The 14,514-nt window shown below is 70.2% G+C and carries 11 protein-coding genes and 1 pseudogene; 7 read left to right on the top strand and 5 right to left on the bottom strand.

Annotated elements, in window-relative coordinates; genetic code table 11:
- Window positions 1-568, bottom strand: a 568-nt coding sequence (locus QMZ92_RS33660; RefSeq protein WP_283301417.1) for an IS701 family transposase, incomplete at its 3' end; no start/stop codon positions are given.
- On the opposite strand from QMZ92_RS33660, the gene QMZ92_RS33655 reads away from it, so the two are divergent.
- From QMZ92_RS33655 to QMZ92_RS36635, 3 genes are read left to right on the top strand one after another with little or no spacing between them, the layout of a single operon-like run.
- A complete protein-coding gene (locus QMZ92_RS33655) occupies window positions 567-1,211 on the top strand; it encodes a helix-turn-helix domain-containing protein (RefSeq protein WP_502962199.1) in 645 nt (214 codons plus the stop codon). The genes QMZ92_RS33660 and QMZ92_RS33655 overlap by 2 nt on opposite strands.
- Window positions 1,208-2,518 carry an MFS transporter gene (locus QMZ92_RS33650; protein WP_283301413.1) on the top strand — a complete coding sequence of 437 codons (1,311 nt, stop codon included), beginning with the start codon at window positions 1,208-1,210 and terminating at the stop codon, window positions 2,516-2,518. The genes QMZ92_RS33655 and QMZ92_RS33650 overlap by 4 nt, the downstream gene beginning before the upstream one ends.
- A 6-nt stretch (window positions 2,519-2,524) precedes the next feature.
- Window positions 2,525-2,926 (top strand): helix-turn-helix domain-containing protein, encoded by a 402-nt coding sequence (locus QMZ92_RS36635; protein WP_502962198.1) that lies wholly within the window; start codon window positions 2,525-2,527, stop codon window positions 2,924-2,926.
- A gap of 32 nt (window positions 2,927-2,958) precedes the next feature.
- Here QMZ92_RS36635 and QMZ92_RS33645 read toward each other — a convergent pair whose 3' ends face one another.
- Entirely contained in the window at window positions 2,959-3,327 is a 369-nt protein-coding gene (locus tag QMZ92_RS33645; protein WP_283301411.1) for a VOC family protein, read from the bottom strand.
- Window positions 3,328-3,563: 236 nt separating this feature from the next.
- Window positions 3,564-4,505, bottom strand: a complete 942-nt coding sequence (locus QMZ92_RS33640; protein WP_283301409.1) for a glycoside hydrolase family 113 protein — start codon at window positions 4,503-4,505, stop codon at window positions 3,564-3,566.
- Window positions 4,506-4,895: 390 nt separating this feature from the next.
- On the opposite strand from QMZ92_RS33640, the gene QMZ92_RS33635 reads away from it, so the two are divergent.
- The 4 genes and pseudogenes from QMZ92_RS33635 (at window position 4,896) to QMZ92_RS33620 (ending at window position 12,655) form a co-directional block, all read left to right on the top strand.
- Entirely contained in the window at window positions 4,896-5,357 is a 462-nt protein-coding gene (locus QMZ92_RS33635; RefSeq protein ID WP_283301407.1) for a phosphotransferase family protein, read from the top strand.
- Between the two features lie 3 nt (window positions 5,358-5,360).
- Window positions 5,361-5,983: pseudogene (locus QMZ92_RS33630) on the top strand (IS3 family transposase); the annotation flags it as partial.
- A 292-nt stretch (window positions 5,984-6,275) separates the two neighbouring features.
- Window positions 6,276-7,658 (top strand): hypothetical protein, encoded by a 1,383-nt coding sequence (locus QMZ92_RS33625; protein WP_283301405.1) that lies wholly within the window; start codon window positions 6,276-6,278, stop codon window positions 7,656-7,658.
- The gene (locus QMZ92_RS33620) at window positions 7,655-12,655 is read left to right on the top strand and encodes a CHAT domain-containing protein (RefSeq protein ID WP_283301404.1); all 5,001 of its coding nucleotides are present in this window, start codon (window positions 7,655-7,657) and stop codon (window positions 12,653-12,655) included. Before QMZ92_RS33625 ends, QMZ92_RS33620 begins: the two co-directional genes overlap by 4 nt.
- Before the next feature lie 16 nt (window positions 12,656-12,671).
- On the opposite strand, the gene QMZ92_RS33615 is transcribed toward QMZ92_RS33620, so the two are convergent.
- Together QMZ92_RS33615 and QMZ92_RS33610 are read right to left on the bottom strand one after the other, a co-directional pair.
- Window positions 12,672-13,196, bottom strand: coding sequence for a Pycsar system effector family protein (locus QMZ92_RS33615; protein WP_199800621.1), 525 nt, complete (start codon window positions 13,194-13,196; stop codon window positions 12,672-12,674).
- Window positions 13,197-13,753: 557 nt separating this feature from the next.
- Window positions 13,754-14,080 carry a hypothetical protein gene (locus QMZ92_RS33610; RefSeq protein WP_283301401.1) on the bottom strand — a complete coding sequence of 109 codons (327 nt, stop codon included), beginning with the start codon at window positions 14,078-14,080 and terminating at the stop codon, window positions 13,754-13,756.
- Between the last annotated feature and the right edge of the window lie 434 nt (window positions 14,081-14,514).

Here is a 14,514-nt window from a genome sequence, read left to right as displayed (position 1 = left end):
GGTCGACCATCGCCTCGGCCATCTGCAGTTTCGTGGCGAACTCCACGGTGTCGTCGATGCCGGCCTTCCGGCAGCGTTCGCGGTCCTCGGTCCACGATTTCGGCAGATACAACGCGCGGTCGACCAGGGTGCGGCCACGCTCGGTGGCATAGGCGAGGAAGACGCCGATCTGGCAGTTCTCGGTCCGTCCGGCGGTGCCGGAGTACTGTCGCTGGACTCCGGCCGACCGTACTCCTTTCTTCAGGAAGCCGGTATCGTCCACGATCAGGACCGCCTCAGGGTCACCGAGGTGCTCGATGACGTAGTCCCGCACATCGGACAGGACCTCGTCGGCGTCCCAGTCGATCCGGTTCAAGAGCCGCTGCATCCGGTCCGGGGCCGCATGCCCGGCCTCCTCCGCCAGCGTCCAGCCGTTCTTCCGCTCCAACGGAGCGATCAACCCCCGCATATACGCCAGCGACGACTCCCGCGGCTCCAGCCTGTTGAACCGATACACGAACCGTTCATGCAGCTCAGCCAGCCCAGACGACCAACGCCGGACATCCGCCGGCACCACATCCCACCCCATGCCCAGCACAACGATCCGACTGCCAAACCGTCACGGCAAAGACCGTTGCAGTACTAGGGCGGCGACCCAACACAAGCCCGTACGGCGCCTTGACGCCCGCAGCCTGCGAGGCCTGGCGCACCCCTTGCGCATGAGCATTCTGGAGATGCTGACCCTCGACGGCCCGGCCACTGCCACGGGACTGTCGGCACGCCTCGGCGAGAACACCGGCACCGTGAGCTGGCACTTGCGGCATCTTGCCCAGCACGGGTTCATCGAAGAGGAGACGGGCCGCGGCACCAAGCGTGAGCGCTGGTGGCGAGTCGTCGAGGACACGAAGGTCTTGGAGACCGCTGAATTCCACAATGACCCCGACACCAAGGGCGCCCTGTCGGTTTACATGCACGAGCTGGTGCAGCAGTACTTCAGCCGGGTCACGAACTACCTGAGCGAGAACTGGGACGGCGACTGGCAGCGTGCCGGCACCATCTCCGACTGGCGGGACCTGCGGATGACGCCAGCACAGCTCAAGTCTTTCAACGACGAGTTGATGGCCGTGATCGCGCGTCACACTCCCGCGCCCGACGCAGAGGCAGCGCCGGGGGCGCTGCCGATCATCGTGCAGATCCAGTCGTTCCCCCGCAAAGAACGGGGAAACGGATGAGCCACGAGATACGTGTCAGTCTCCTGCGTCGGCATCGGGACTTTCGTCTGCTGTGGTGTGGAGAGACCACGGGGAAGTTCGGCGCCTCCGTCACCGCCGTGGCGATGCCTCTGATCGCCGTCTCGACCCTGCACGCCAGCACATGGGAGGTCGGGTTACTGAGCGCCTCGGCCTGGCTGCCGTGGCTGGTCGTCGGTCTCCCGGTCGGAGCGTGGGTAGACCGGGTGCGTCGCAGACCCGTCATGCTGACCGCTGCCGCGGTGTCTTTCCTGCTGTTCTCCGTGGTTCCGGTCGCCGCGCGGACCGGCCATCTGAACGTTGGCCTGCTGGTGGTCGTCGCGCTGCTGACGGGCACTGCCGCCGTGTTCTTCCAGACCGCTTACACCGCCTACCTTCCCGGCATTCTGGCGCCCGAAGACCAACCCGAAGGCAACGCGAAGCTGCACGGCAGTGCGTCCGCCGCCCAGATCGCCGGTCTCGGTTCCGCCGGCCTGATCGGGCAGACGGCAGGCGCGGTCAACGCGATGTTCGCCAACGCGGCGACTTTTCTACTCTCCCTCTTCTGCGTCGCGAGCATCCGCAAGCGCGAGCCGTACCCCGAAAGGACAGCCGTCCGCTCCACAGCTCTGCTCGACGAAGTTAATGAGGGCCTACGACTGGTCGCCCGCGATCCCTGGCTCCGCACGATGACGTTGTTCGGGGCGGCCTCCAACCTGGCCCTCATGGGCTATCAGTCGATCCAGGTCGTCTTCCTCGTCCATACCGTGGGCCTGGCGCCCGGAGCGGTCGGCGGACTCATCGCAGCCGCCAGCGCGGGAGGTATCGCCGGGGCATTCATCGCGCGCCGCGTCGCCGACCGGATCGGGACCGCCCGCGCGACGCTGCTGTTCGAGCTCGGGTTCGCGATCTTCGCGCTGCTCATCCCGGCCGCCTCCGCCGGAGCCGGGCTCCTTCTCTTCGCCACGGGCGGATTCTGTGTCTCAGCAGGCGTCGTGGCCGGCAACGTCATCAAGGCGAGCTTCCAGCAACGATACTGCCCGCCGGAGTTCCTCGGGCGTCTCACGGCGAGCACGGCTTTCCTCAACTACGGAACAATCCCGCTGGGCGCTCTGCTCGGCGGATGGCTGGGAACTGTCTTCGATCTCCGTACAGCCATGTGGATCACGACGGCTGGAGTGCCGCTGGCCGCGTTCATCCTCCTCTTCTCCCCCATCGGGCGCTCCCGTGACTTGCCGATGGTCCCCCGCCCCAGGAGCGTCCTGGGGCAGACACACCCCCGTCTGGAGCCGTCACCGCGGTCGCGCTGATCCACGATGCTCAACCGCGTGGACCTTCTCGACGGAGTTCGAGTGTCGGTAAACGATCGTCTTGCGACACCCCAAACCCCATCGTCTCGCCGCGTTCACCACAGCCCTCGCCGCTGCGCCATCAGATGCTCCATACAGTGTCCGGCTCTTGTCCCGTCTCACGTGATCCCGTCTCGGCATGATGTCCGTCTTCGCCGCCCTGCACCACGAGTTCGTACGCGCCGCCACCAACGACGGCCTGGCCGCCGCCCGGGCCCGCGGCAAGAGCGACCGCCACGACTCACTCCTGAACAGGCCGAGCAGGCACAACAGCTCTACGACTCCGGCACCCCCATCCCGAAGATCGCCCAGACCTTCAAGGTCGGGCGTTCCACCATCTATGGCTGCATCACGCCCAAACGGCCATAGTCGTCGACGCACGTCGTCGACGTCAGCGTCTATCAGCCTCTGACCAGGCAGAAAGGATGCCCAGCCGGATCGGTGAGGACCCGCCACCTGTTGTCGTTCGGCTGATGATCAGGTTTGCTCGCCCCCAGCTCAAGCAGCCGGGTCTCGGCTTCGTCCAGGTCATCGACCGCGAAGTCGAGGTGGGATTGCTGAGGAACAGTTTGGTCAGGCCAGCGGGGAGGCCGGTAGTCGTCGACTCGCTGGAAGCCGATGAAGAGTCCGTCCTCACAGTTGAGACCGGCGAAGTTGACGTCGGATTTCGGGTGAGGTTCGAGGCCGGTGGCCTGCTGATAGAACGCCGCCAGAGCCAGCGGATCAGAGCAGTCGAGTGTTATCGCGCACAGCCTCATCTGCAGGGGCATGACACCTCCGAGTCGATCAGTGGACGTTCGCGATGCACACCATAGAGCCTCCGTCAACTTGAAGTCGCAGGTCAAAGGGCTGGTGTGGCGGTCTCTCGGGATGCTCGTGCTGGTTGCGGGCGGCAGTCTGCGGAGAAGATCGTCTGCCAGGCTGCGGCAGAACCATCGTTCTGTGACGCTCGGCGTCCAGTTGCGGCTGACGCCGAGAGTCCTTTCTGAACGGAGGCCGTGACGCTTCAGCCGCGTTGGTGCCTGACGGCCATCGTGTGGAATATCTCCTTCGGTTCCCAGCGGGCCTCGTCGAGCACCCGGACGACGCCGTACGAGCCAAGGTCGTGCTGCCCGGGCCTGCTGTAGCCGGCGAAGGTGAACCAGAGCGCGGTGTCCACGCCTTCCTCTTCGAAGATGTCCATCAGTTCGGTGAAGTAGCGTGCCTGTTCGTCCTCGTCCGGCACCGCGTCGTGCGGCACTTGCCAGGCCATGCCGCCACGTTCGCCCGCGCCCCGGTATGCGCAGGTTCCGTACTCGGTTACCGCGACGGGCTTTCCGTGAGCGAGGTGGCGGCGCAGCTCGTCCCGGAAGCTATCGGCGTTGTAGGCGGCCCGGTAGGCATCGATGCCGACGAAGTCGAACGGATGCCAGTCGACGAACTCCCAGGGCGCCGAGGCGTAGGTGACCCGCCCGCCGAAGTGCGTGCGGGTGGTCGCGGTGGCTTCGGAGAGGAAGTCATTGAGGCGTTCTTGCACCGGTCCGAGGGAGGACCACCACTCCATGTCGGCGTCGGCCATGGCCTGCAGGCGGTCGCCGTAGGTATCGCCCGGGATGAAACCCCCGCAGAACGCGCTGATCTCGCAGCCGGCGACGAACACCACGTCGGCGCCGGCCTCCCGCACGGCTTCGGCGCGTCGGGCGCAGTCGGCGAAGAACGGGAGCAACTGGCCGCGGGGGAGGTCCACGGGAAAGGGGGCGAACCAGACTTCAAGGCCCGTGTCTGCGGCGTGCCGGGCAGCGATGCTCAGCCGTTCGGGCTCTCGCCCGGAGATACGAACGGCGTCGCAGTGGAGCTCCCTGGAGATCACCGCCATGTCGTGGCGGACTGTCTCAGGGGTGAAGCTCTTGCGGGAGAGCTCTTCCCCAGGCAGGAATCCGGTGTCGTAGTTGATGCCGCGTGCGCGCACGCCCTTGCCCCTTTCGCTTGACCGGTGCCGTGTTCTGGCAAGTCAATGCCGTGCCCGGGGTCCTTGGCCAGAGGGGGAACGCTCCGGACGAACGACGCGCATTGCATGCGGCGTTGTCTCAGCGGCTGACTTCGAGGTTCGGCCGTCAAGACAGACTGCACCGCATGGAGTTGATCGCGCAGGGCCGGGATGCCGATGTGTATGCCCTGGATGATTCCAGGGTGCTGCGGCGGTACCGGCACGGGGGCCCACCGGTCTGGAGTCACGCTTGATGACGCACCTTGCGGCATGTGGGTATCCCGTGCCGCAGGTGTATGAGACCACCGACACGGACATGGTTCTCGAGCGGCTGGCCGGGCCGACGATGCTGGATGTGCTGGCCCGGCGTCCATGGCGGGTGGTTCTCTCGGCCGGGAGCTGGGCCGCCTGCACGATCGGCTGCATGCGCTGCCGGCACCGGAGTGGCTGCCCAGGCGGTTCGGTACGGGGGAGGGTGACCGGGTGCTGCATCTGGACCTGCATCCAGGCAACGTCATTCTGACCCGGTGGGGACCGGTAGTGATCGACTGGTGCAATGCGGGCGCTGGTGATCCGGCTGCCGATGTGGCGATGACCATGGTGACCGTGTGCAGTGCGGACGTGCCGGGATTCGCCGCCCGCCTCGGGCGGGGGCTGTTGCTGCGCGGTATCCGCAGCGGCTGCCGGACCGACCCGGCCGGACGGATGCAGGAGGTGGTCCGGGTGAAGCTGGATGACCCGAATCTGACGCCCACGGAGGCGGCGTGGTTGCGACGGCATGCCGGTGTCGGCGATGGACCTGGTGTGGGCTGGACGGATCGGTCAGGCTGCTGAGCTGTGGCGGAGCGGGTGCGGGTACGCGAGATCGACGATGACGAGGGCAGACGGCTGCTGCGGATCATCCGCCGGGGCACCGGGGCGGTGGTGACCTGGCGGCGAGGCCCAGATGGTGCTGCTGTCCGCGCAAGGCATGCCGGTGGCCCGCCGCTGGGACTTCGTCTCCACCCACGCCGTGACCTTCGGCGTCCAGCGGATATGCCGGGTCCTTCGGGTCTCGCGCTCGGGATACCACCGGTGGATCGCCGGCGCGAAGACCTCCGGGAGCGGCAGGCCGCCGACGATGCTCTGCCGTGGAGATCCGTGAGATCCACACCGAGCACAAGGGCGCCTAAGGAGTCCGGCGCGTTCATGCCGACTTGCGCGGATACGGGCACATGGTCAACCGCAAGCGCGTCGAGCGCCTGATGCGCGCCAACCGGCTCGAAGGCCGCCATCTGCGGCGCCGCAAGCGCACCACGGTCCCCGACCGGCTCGCACCGCCCGCCCCGGACCTCGTCCAACGCGACTTCACCGCCGCACGACTGGACGAGAAGTGGTGCGGCGACATCACATACGTGCAGGTCGGTGGCTCGTGGCTGTATCTCGCCTGCGTCGTCGACATCTGCTCACGCCGAGTGCTCGAGGGTCCGCGACGGCTCTTCTCAGTGCACGTACGGTCTCGCGCGAGACGTCCGGGTCCTCCATGCGCCGATAGGTGTTCAGCAGTTCGCCCATGGACAGCCCGTGCGATGCCTCGGGACCGATGAGCTCGGGAACGTCCCCACTCTGCCGCTCTGTCGGGCTTTCGTCCGACCGAATGACTACCCTTCGTACTACTTACCCCGCGCCCCGCGAGCCGCGGGGTGGAACGTCCGAGTGCGGACGGTCATGACTCGTCGGGCCGGCGGGCCCGTACAGCGACGGAAGCGAGCCGTGTCCATGGAGTTCCTGGCCGAAAGCGCCGAGTCCGGTGCCGAGTTACCTCCGCAGGAGGCCCAACCGCTGGCCGAGGTCGGGCTGTACCTGGTGGACGACGTCCGCTCCTGGACGGCGCATCCGACGGGGGCCACGGTCGGCAACATCGTCTTCCACGGCTGGCAGATGCGGTCCCTACCGCCTGCCCCGTCCGGGCTGCCGGGCGTCGACGCGTATCTCGTCAAGGCGCGGTACGACGTGGATTTCGACCCGGAGGTACCGGGACCGCGCTGGGTGGAGGCGGGCTTCTCGTTCGACGCCAGGGACCTCGTCGTCACCGCGGCCCTGCCTGCCGGCGTGACCGGGCCCGAGCCAGCACAGACCTACGTACTGACGCGGGACCTGGACTTCGCCCTGCCGGAGGCGAACGGCACGGGGGACGGGGAAGGCGGCGGTGATGGCCCGCTCACACGCGTGCCGCTGCCCGCGCTCACGCCGGACATCACCGTCTTCGGCGTCGGGGGACACACCTGTCGCTGGCGTCATCGCGCGGTGGACGGCGGCGAGGTCCGGCTGGGCTCGCACACCGGATGGTTCGTCCTGCTGGTGCCGGCCGACCGCGAGGAGGTGCGCGTCACGGCGAAGGCGGGCTACGCCCTCACCGAGGAGGCGGCGCTGGGCATGCACCCCCACACCGGCACCGACGGGTTCACCGTACGGCTGCCCGTGCCCGTCCCCGCTCTCCGGGTGGCCGAGCAGTCGGCGCCGCCCATGGCGCGGGGCTCTGCGCCTTCGTACGGGCAAGGGGCGGGGGTCGTGAGCCGCCTCACCGAGATGCGCATGGGCTTCGGTGTCGACGTGGTGGGTTACTCCGACCGGGACGCGTCGGGCAGATCGGCCCTCCAGCGGCGTCTGGACCGACTCATCCGCGAGGTCCTCAGCGACCTCGGGTTCGACCTGACGCAGACGAACCACCAGCGCAACGGGGACGGCATGAACGTCGTCCTGCCGCTGCGAACCGACGTCACCCGGGCCTTGCCCGGGCTGGTCAACTCGACGGCGGCCCTGCTCCGTCAGGACAACGACCGGCACACCGACCGAATGCGCCTGCGGATGGCCTGCGACGTCGGCACGTTCGCGGCGGGGGCCAACGGCTACGAGGGGGAGGCGGTCCTCGGCTTCTGCCGCTTGTTGGACAGCCTTCCGTTGCGCGACGCCCTCGCGCCCCATCGGAACGCCGAGCTCGGCGTGCTGGTCAGCACGTTCCTCTACGAGCAGGTAGTGGCTCCGGGCCATCCTGGGCTGGACCCGGGCGACTTCACCCGGGTGACCGCAGTGGTGAAGCGTTTCCAGGCGGACGCCTGGCTGTACACATCTCCGGCTGCCGGGGACACCAGGTGACCCGGCCCGCGGCCGACCGCGCGGCCCTCCTCGCGACCGTCCGGGCGTACGCCGAGACGCCCGGCGGCGACGGCAGGGACGGCGCTGAGGAGGCCCTGGCGCGCCTGCTGGAGCGAACCGGCGACCTGTTCGACGACGTGGAGGTGGCCGTCGCGGCCGGACGGTTGCACCTCCGACACGCGGCGGCCCGAGAAGCCGGCGGGGAAAGCGCGGAGGCGGACCTGCGGACGGCCGCCTGGTACTTCCTGCCCTTGGTCGCCGAGGGCGCGGAGCCGCCTCGGGCCGTCCGCGATCTCTACGAGCGGGCCGCGGTGACCGGTCTGCCCGGCGTCGGCCCCCCTGCGGCCCCCGGTCTCTCGCCCGGCGCGTGCCACGACGGGATGGTGACCGCGATGGAACGGCACGGACAGGGCCGCCGCGGCGGAACGGCCCTGCGGCCGGCCCTGTTCGTCCTGCGGCACCTGGCGGCCACCGAGCCGGCCGGCACCGGCCGCCGGGCAGGCTACCTGTCCAACCTCTCTGCCGCTCTGCTCACCCTGGCCCGCTTCGATGACGCGGCCGGGCTGCTGGACGACGCCGTCGCGGCGGCGCGTGAGGCTCTCCGGCCTGGCGAGACCACGGCGGCCGCGGCGACGGAGCCCGCCGTGAACACGCACCCCGGCACTGAAACCGACCCCGGGCCCGATCCCCGGTCCGGCCCCGGAATCGGTCCGGCTCCGGCGGCGCAGGACGGACCGGCCGCCGGACCGGCCGACCACGACCTGGCCGACCGCCTGATGAGCCTCGTAGGTGCCCTGCACGCCCGCTACGGCCGGACCGGTGACGTGGAGGACCTGCGCGAGGCCCTGGCAGCGGGCCGCAGGGCCGTCTCCCTCGATCCCGCACCGTCCGGAAGCCGGGCGCGCAACCGCACGAACCTCGCCCTGGCCCTCCTGTCGCATCACGAGCTCACCGACGACGAGGACGCCCTCGTTGAGGCGGCGACCCACGCTCGGCTGGCTGTCTCCCTCGGGCCCGACGGTCCCTCGGCCGCCGTACCCCTCGCCAACCTCTCCGCCGTACTGGGAACGCTGGGAACACTCCGCGCGGACGCCGACACCGTACGGGAGTCCGTCGACGCGGCCAGACGGGCCGTGCAGTGCGGCGGCGACGCCCTCGACGGACCCGAGGAGTTCGGGCTCGCGCTGGCCCAGTCCCTCTTCGACCTGTACCGCGTCACCGGCGACCCATCCGTCCTCGACGAGTGCTCCGAGATCTGCCGCGCGGCTCTCACCGCAATGCCCGCTCGCCATCCGGAACGGCACCGGTACCTGCTGACGCTCGGCCGGGCCCTGCGCGCTACGGCACGTTCCGCGGCGGACTGCGGACCCGCGCTGTCCGCCGCGGTCGACGCCCTGCGGGAAGCGGTGGCGGCCACGCCGCCCGGCCACCCGGCCAGAGCCGACACGCTCGGCAACCTCGTGCTCGCCCTGCAGGACGTCTACGACCGCACCGGCGACCCCCGGGTTCTGGACGAGGCGATCGACACCGGCCGACTCGCCGTACAGGCCGCGGCCTACGGCGGATCCGCACACCTGAAGATCCAGGGCAATCTCGCCAACTCCCTGCTCGACCGCCACTACCGGACCGGCGCCACCGCCGATCTCGACGAGGCGGTGGACATCGGCCGTGGCGCGGTGGCCGCGACGCCGCCCGGCCACGCCGACGAAGCCGCCCATCTCACCTCACTGGCCCACCAGTTGTTCGTCCGCGCCCAAGCAGTGGAGGACGAGTCGGTCCTGGAGGAGAGCATCACCACGGCGCGCCGGGCCGTCGACGCGGCGCGCCCGGGGAGCACCACCGCGGTCGCCGCGCGGTCCAACCTGTCCACCGCGTTGGCGACGCTTTTCGAGCGGACCGGGGAACTGGCGGTCCTGGACGAGGCGGTGGCGCTCCGGCGCGAGACGATCCGCGCCACGCCGGCCGGCTCACCGACGCTCGCGGGCCTGCTCTCCAGCCTCACCGGGGTGCTCCGCATGCGCTACGACCGCATCGGAGACCGTGCCGCGCTGCGGGAAGCCGCGGAGTGTGCCCGCCGGTTGATGTCCGCCCTGCTACCGGCGCAGCCGGAATACCCCCTGCGCATGGCAAACGTGGCCGCCACTCTCCACCAGTGGAGCGACCTCGCCCAGGACGACGACGCGGCCGAGGCGGCCGCGGCCGCGGCCAGGCTCGCGGTGGACTCGGTGCCCGAGACTCACCGGGCGCGGCCCGCCCTGCTGAGCAACCACTGCGGCATCCTCCTCGGACGCTACCGGCGGACCGGATCCCTCGCCCTGCTCACCGACGCCGCGGCCGCGGCCGACGACGCCGTCCGCACCGCGCACCGCGACGACCCGGACCGGCCGTTGTACCTGCTGAACCTCGCGATGGCATCGCGGTCGCGGCACGAACGCACCGGCGAGCCGGACGTCCTGGTCGAGGGCCTCCGCGCTGCCGAGAAAGGGCTTCGCCTCGCTCCGGCCGGGCATCCGCTCCGACCTCGGCTGCTGTCCCAGATCAGCCTGGGGCTCCAGGCCCGCTACCAGCGCGGCAACGAGCTGCGGCACCTGACCGAGGCGGTCGAAGCGGCCCGCGAGGCCGCCGCGGAGTGCCCGTCCGGTCACCCGGACCGGTCCATGTACCAGTCGAACCTCTCCGGGGCCCTGTTGATCCTGCACCAGCGGCAGGATCCGCAGGACGCCGAGCGGACGATCCGCGAGGCGGTCGCCGCCGCCCGCACCGCGGTCGTCGTCACCGAGCGCAGCCACCCGGACCTACCCGTCTTCCTCTCCCACCTCTGCGCGGCGCTGATGTTCCGGTACGCCGCGACCGGCGGCGCGCGGGAACTGGCCGCCGCCGTCACCGCCGGGCGCCGGGCCGTCGCCCTCTCGCCGCCCGGACACCCCGAGCAGACGCACCGGCTCGCCAACCTCACCGCCGCGTGGCGGCTCAGGTACCGCCACGACTCCTCGCCCCGCGCCCTGCGCGAGGCGGTGGCCACCGCCCGTCGGGCCGTCGCCTCCCTGGCCCCCGACCATCCCGACGAGGCGTCCGTTCTGACCGGCTGTGCCGCAGCGCTTCGCAGCGCCTGGCGCGCCGAGGCGGACCGGACCTACCTGGAGGAGGCGCTGGGCCTCTTGGACAGGGCCGTACGCTCCGCGGTCAGCCCGGTCGGGGACCGGGTCAAGGCGGCCCGCGCGCTCGGCCGGGCCGCCCTGGAAGCCGGCGAGCCCGATCGGGCCCTACGGTCCTACGAGTCCGCCGTGGACCTGCTCGCGCAGCTCGCTCCCTGGCGGCTGACGCGCGCGGATCGGGAGTTCGGGCTCGGGGAGATGGAGGGGCTGGGCAGCGAGGCGGCCGGAGCGGCACTGAGCAACGGTGATCCGGCACGGGCCGTGGAACTGCTGGAGCAGGCACGCGGAGTGATGCTCCAGCAGACCCTCGACATGCGGGGCGACCTGGACAAGCTGCGCGCAGCCTCCACGGAGCTGGCCGAAGAGTTCGAGGCTCTGCGGAACAGACGGGACGCCGCCGACCACATCAGACTCCGCGAGGAGTTCGACGAGGCGTACGCCGGGCGGGCCGACGAAGCGTCCGGTGCGGACAGCTCCGGCGGTCGCAGCAGTCCCGGCGGCGGTCCGCACGGTCCCGGTCGGGCCCTGCGGCGCATCGCCGCCGAACGGGCCTCGATGGATGCGGAATGGCACGCACTCCTCACCCGGATCCGGGCCCTTCCCACACTGGAGGACTTCCTGGGGCGCCCCGCCGTGGAGACGCTCCGCAGGCAGGCGGACCGCGGCCACATCATCATGCTGGCGGTCGGCAGGCACCGGGGTGACGCACTGGTGGTGACCCCGGACCCCTGCTCCCCCGTGATCGTGATCGGCCTGCCGGACGTGACCGAGAACCGGGTGATCGGCCGGGCTGAACGGCTTCTTGAGGGGCGTGTGCCGGGCTCTCCGCCGGTGACCGACTACGCGCAGGCCAAGCGGCGCATGCGGGTACTCACCGAGACCCTGGAGTGGCAGTGGGACCGGGTGGCGGGGCCCGTGCTGGAGCGGATCGGACTGACCCGGTCGTTCGGGCCGGACGATGGCCCCGGTGAGTGGCCGCGGATCTGGTGGTGCCCGGCCGGTGTCACCGCCTTCCTTCCCTGGCACGCCTCCGGCCACCACCAGGAGGACCCGACGCGCGGCGGGCCCGCCCGCACCGTCATGGACCGGGCGGTCTCCTCGTGGACGCCGACCATCCGGGCCCTGGCCCACGCGCGGCGGCCCGCGCGGACGACGGCACCGGTCACCGGTTTCGGTGCCACCGCGCCCGGGACCGGTACAGGTGCCCTGCTGGTCGACATGGCCCGGCCGGCCGGAGCGCCCCGGCCGCTGCGGCACGTGACCACCGAGATCGAACGCCTCGCCGTCCTGTTGCCCGGCGCCACCCGGGTCGGTCCTCCGCACAGCACGCCGCGGACCGTGCTGGACAGGCTGCCCGCCCACCCGGTGGTGCACTTCGCCTGCCACGCCGTCAGCGAGTGGGGTGCTCCGGGACGCAGCGGACTGCTGCTGAGCGACGGCAGCGGCAACGGCAACGGCAACGGCAACGGACGTGATGGCGGGACGGCGCGGCTCACGGTCGACGCGATCTCCTCCCTGCACATCAAGGGCGCCGACCTCGCCTACCTGTCGGCGTGCAGTACCACGCTGACCAACCAGCGGCTGGCGGACGAGTCCGTGCACATCACAGCCGGGTTCCTGCTCTCCGGCTACCGCCGGGTGATCGGCACCCTCTGGCCTGTCGACGACACCGCGGCCAAGGAGATCGCCGTCCACTTCTACACCCGGCTGACGGGGGAGGGCGGTACTGCGCCGCAGACGCGGGACGCGGCGTACGCCCTCCACCTCGCCCTGCACCAAGGGCGAGCGCGGCGGCCGTGGGCCCCGTCCCTCTGGGCGGCGCACCTGTACGCCGGTGCGTGAGTGGGGTCGGGCGCCGTCAGGCCGCAACCGCGGCGAGCACCACGAGGGCGAGGCCGAGTGCGAAGGAGACCAAGGAGGACTGCAAGTGCCGGTGCTTGGTCCAGGCGATTCTGCTCATGATGACCAGTTGCCGGCTGAGCACGGGAAGCGGCTGGGCGCGCCGCAGCGACTCGGCCAGTTCCTCGGCCTCACGGTGCATCAGATGGCCGAAATAGAGGAAATTGTCGGGTGCTTCGGCCCGCAGGGCGGAGGTTCGCAGGCGGGGCGTGACGACGAGTGCCGCGAGGACGGCCGCGACAAGGATGGACGCACAGCCGGACCAGAACAGGCACCGGACCGCCCAGCCGTGCGGGCCAACGAAGATGTTGCCGCTGCCGGAAAGCGCGATGATCGCGGCTCCGGCGGCCGATTCGAGGGTGAGGGCGAAGGATGCCTTGGCATCGACCCGGGCTGTCCATTCCCCCACCGCGGCATGGACGCGCCAGGCCGTGTCCACGGCCTTCTCCTCGGCCTCGGGGCTCACAGCGCCGCTGGCGGACATCAGGGCCTCCACCGGGGGGAGACGTGGCAGAACATCGTCGGTGTCCTCCTCGCGGGCGTCGCACGGCCCTTGCCGGTGCCGTGTATCGGAGGGCATACCCACCTTCCGGCCGGACAACGACGCGTATCCGGCACTCGCTCCCTGCCCGGCGTCTGACTGACGGTTGGAGATTATAGTGAGAACCAGGCTGAAAGGCGTGAAGGGCTGACAGGGCGAAGGAATCTGGCGTATTGCAACTCCGTTGCGGCCGGGGGTGGTTCATGACCATGGCAGGGCACACGGTGGCACAGGAACGGGGTGCTCGTCGGCACCGGGCGGACCGGGCCACCAGCGGACACAGCTGCTGGCATTCGGCTCCGTGCAGAGCTCGGATCTCGGCGACCGAGGCGGCTTCCTCCTCGGCGCGCCGCCGCGCCAGGGCAGCGTCCTTTCCGGCACGGTCATGTCGCTGCCGGCGGATGTCGGAGGTCCGCTGGTCGTCGTCCGAGACCGAGGACCAGACGGACGACGTCGTGGCGGCGTAGCTGGCGCAGGCCCGGTCCCCTACGTCGCGACTCTCAGTGGTGCGCCGCGACGTAGGCCACGAATGCGCCCGGGATCGCGAGCATGGCGGCCAAGTGCACCATCGCCGTACGCGGCATCCGTAGCGCAGCCGCGATCAGGAGTCCGGCGGCGAGCCACACGCCCCAGATCGTCTGTGCGGTGTCCTGAGCCTGCCGCACGGCCGCCTGTTCTGCATCGTTCGGTGCCCCTGACGTGATCCCGGAGGCGATCACCGACTGCAACAGAACACCGGACAGGACCAGGTCCCCCACTGCGACCAGGAACGCCACCGGCCCGTCGTACTCCTTTGCCCAGCGCCACAGGCTTGTGCTCGTGCTCATACGCCCAAAGACTGCCGGCGTGGTCCGGCCCAGCGCATGAGTACCGGTACTCAGTAGGAGGGGTGCTGGGGCGGTGTTCTTGGCCCCCCGTCCTGCGCCATGACAAGCCGCACTTTGCGCGTTCGTGGGGCACGTCAACAACCGGCTACCTGGCGGTGTCGCCTTGGTCTTCCCGCTGGACACGTCCAGCCCGGACGGGTAGACGGGCATGCGAAGCCTCTGGTGGGCACGGGTTCTTCTTGGTCGAAAACCCATCTACCAGGGCCTTCACCAGTCTGTCAGCCCAACCGGCCAGCCGGGCTCGCGGGTTGGGCAAGGCTCCGTGTGAGAACGATGCGAAAGGCGAGCAACCGGTGATCTGATGTCATTCGAGGGGTGATTCGGCCGATATCTCGCTCAGGCGATCCCGCCTCATGCCACGCTGGACAATCTCC

The organism is Streptomyces sp. HNM0645 (assembly GCF_030056615.1).
Taxonomy (GTDB): Bacteria; Actinomycetota; Actinomycetes; order Streptomycetales; family Streptomycetaceae; genus Streptomyces; species Streptomyces marianii.
The sequence above is the reverse complement of the archived record's forward strand: the minus strand, read 5'-3'. Positions and strand labels throughout refer to the sequence as shown.

Coding starts and splice junctions, on each gene's coding strand:
- QMZ92_RS33655 (WP_502962199.1), top strand. CDS start 567: ATGCCCAGCACAACGATCCGACTGCCAAACCGTCACGGCAAAGACCGT.
- QMZ92_RS33650 (WP_283301413.1), top strand. CDS start 1,208: ATGAGCCACGAGATACGTGTCAGTCTCCTGCGTCGGCATCGGGACTTT.
- QMZ92_RS36635 (WP_502962198.1), top strand. CDS start 2,525: ATGCTCAACCGCGTGGACCTTCTCGACGGAGTTCGAGTGTCGGTAAAC.
- QMZ92_RS33645 (WP_283301411.1), bottom strand. CDS start 3,327: ATGCCCCTGCAGATGAGGCTGTGCGCGATAACACTCGACTGCTCTGAT.
- QMZ92_RS33635 (WP_283301407.1), top strand. CDS start 4,896: ATGGCGGGTGGTTCTCTCGGCCGGGAGCTGGGCCGCCTGCACGATCGG.
- QMZ92_RS33615 (WP_199800621.1), bottom strand. CDS start 13,196: ATGTCCGCCAGCGGCGCTGTGAGCCCCGAGGCCGAGGAGAAGGCCGTG.
- QMZ92_RS33610 (WP_283301401.1), bottom strand. CDS start 14,080: ATGAGCACGAGCACAAGCCTGTGGCGCTGGGCAAAGGAGTACGACGGG.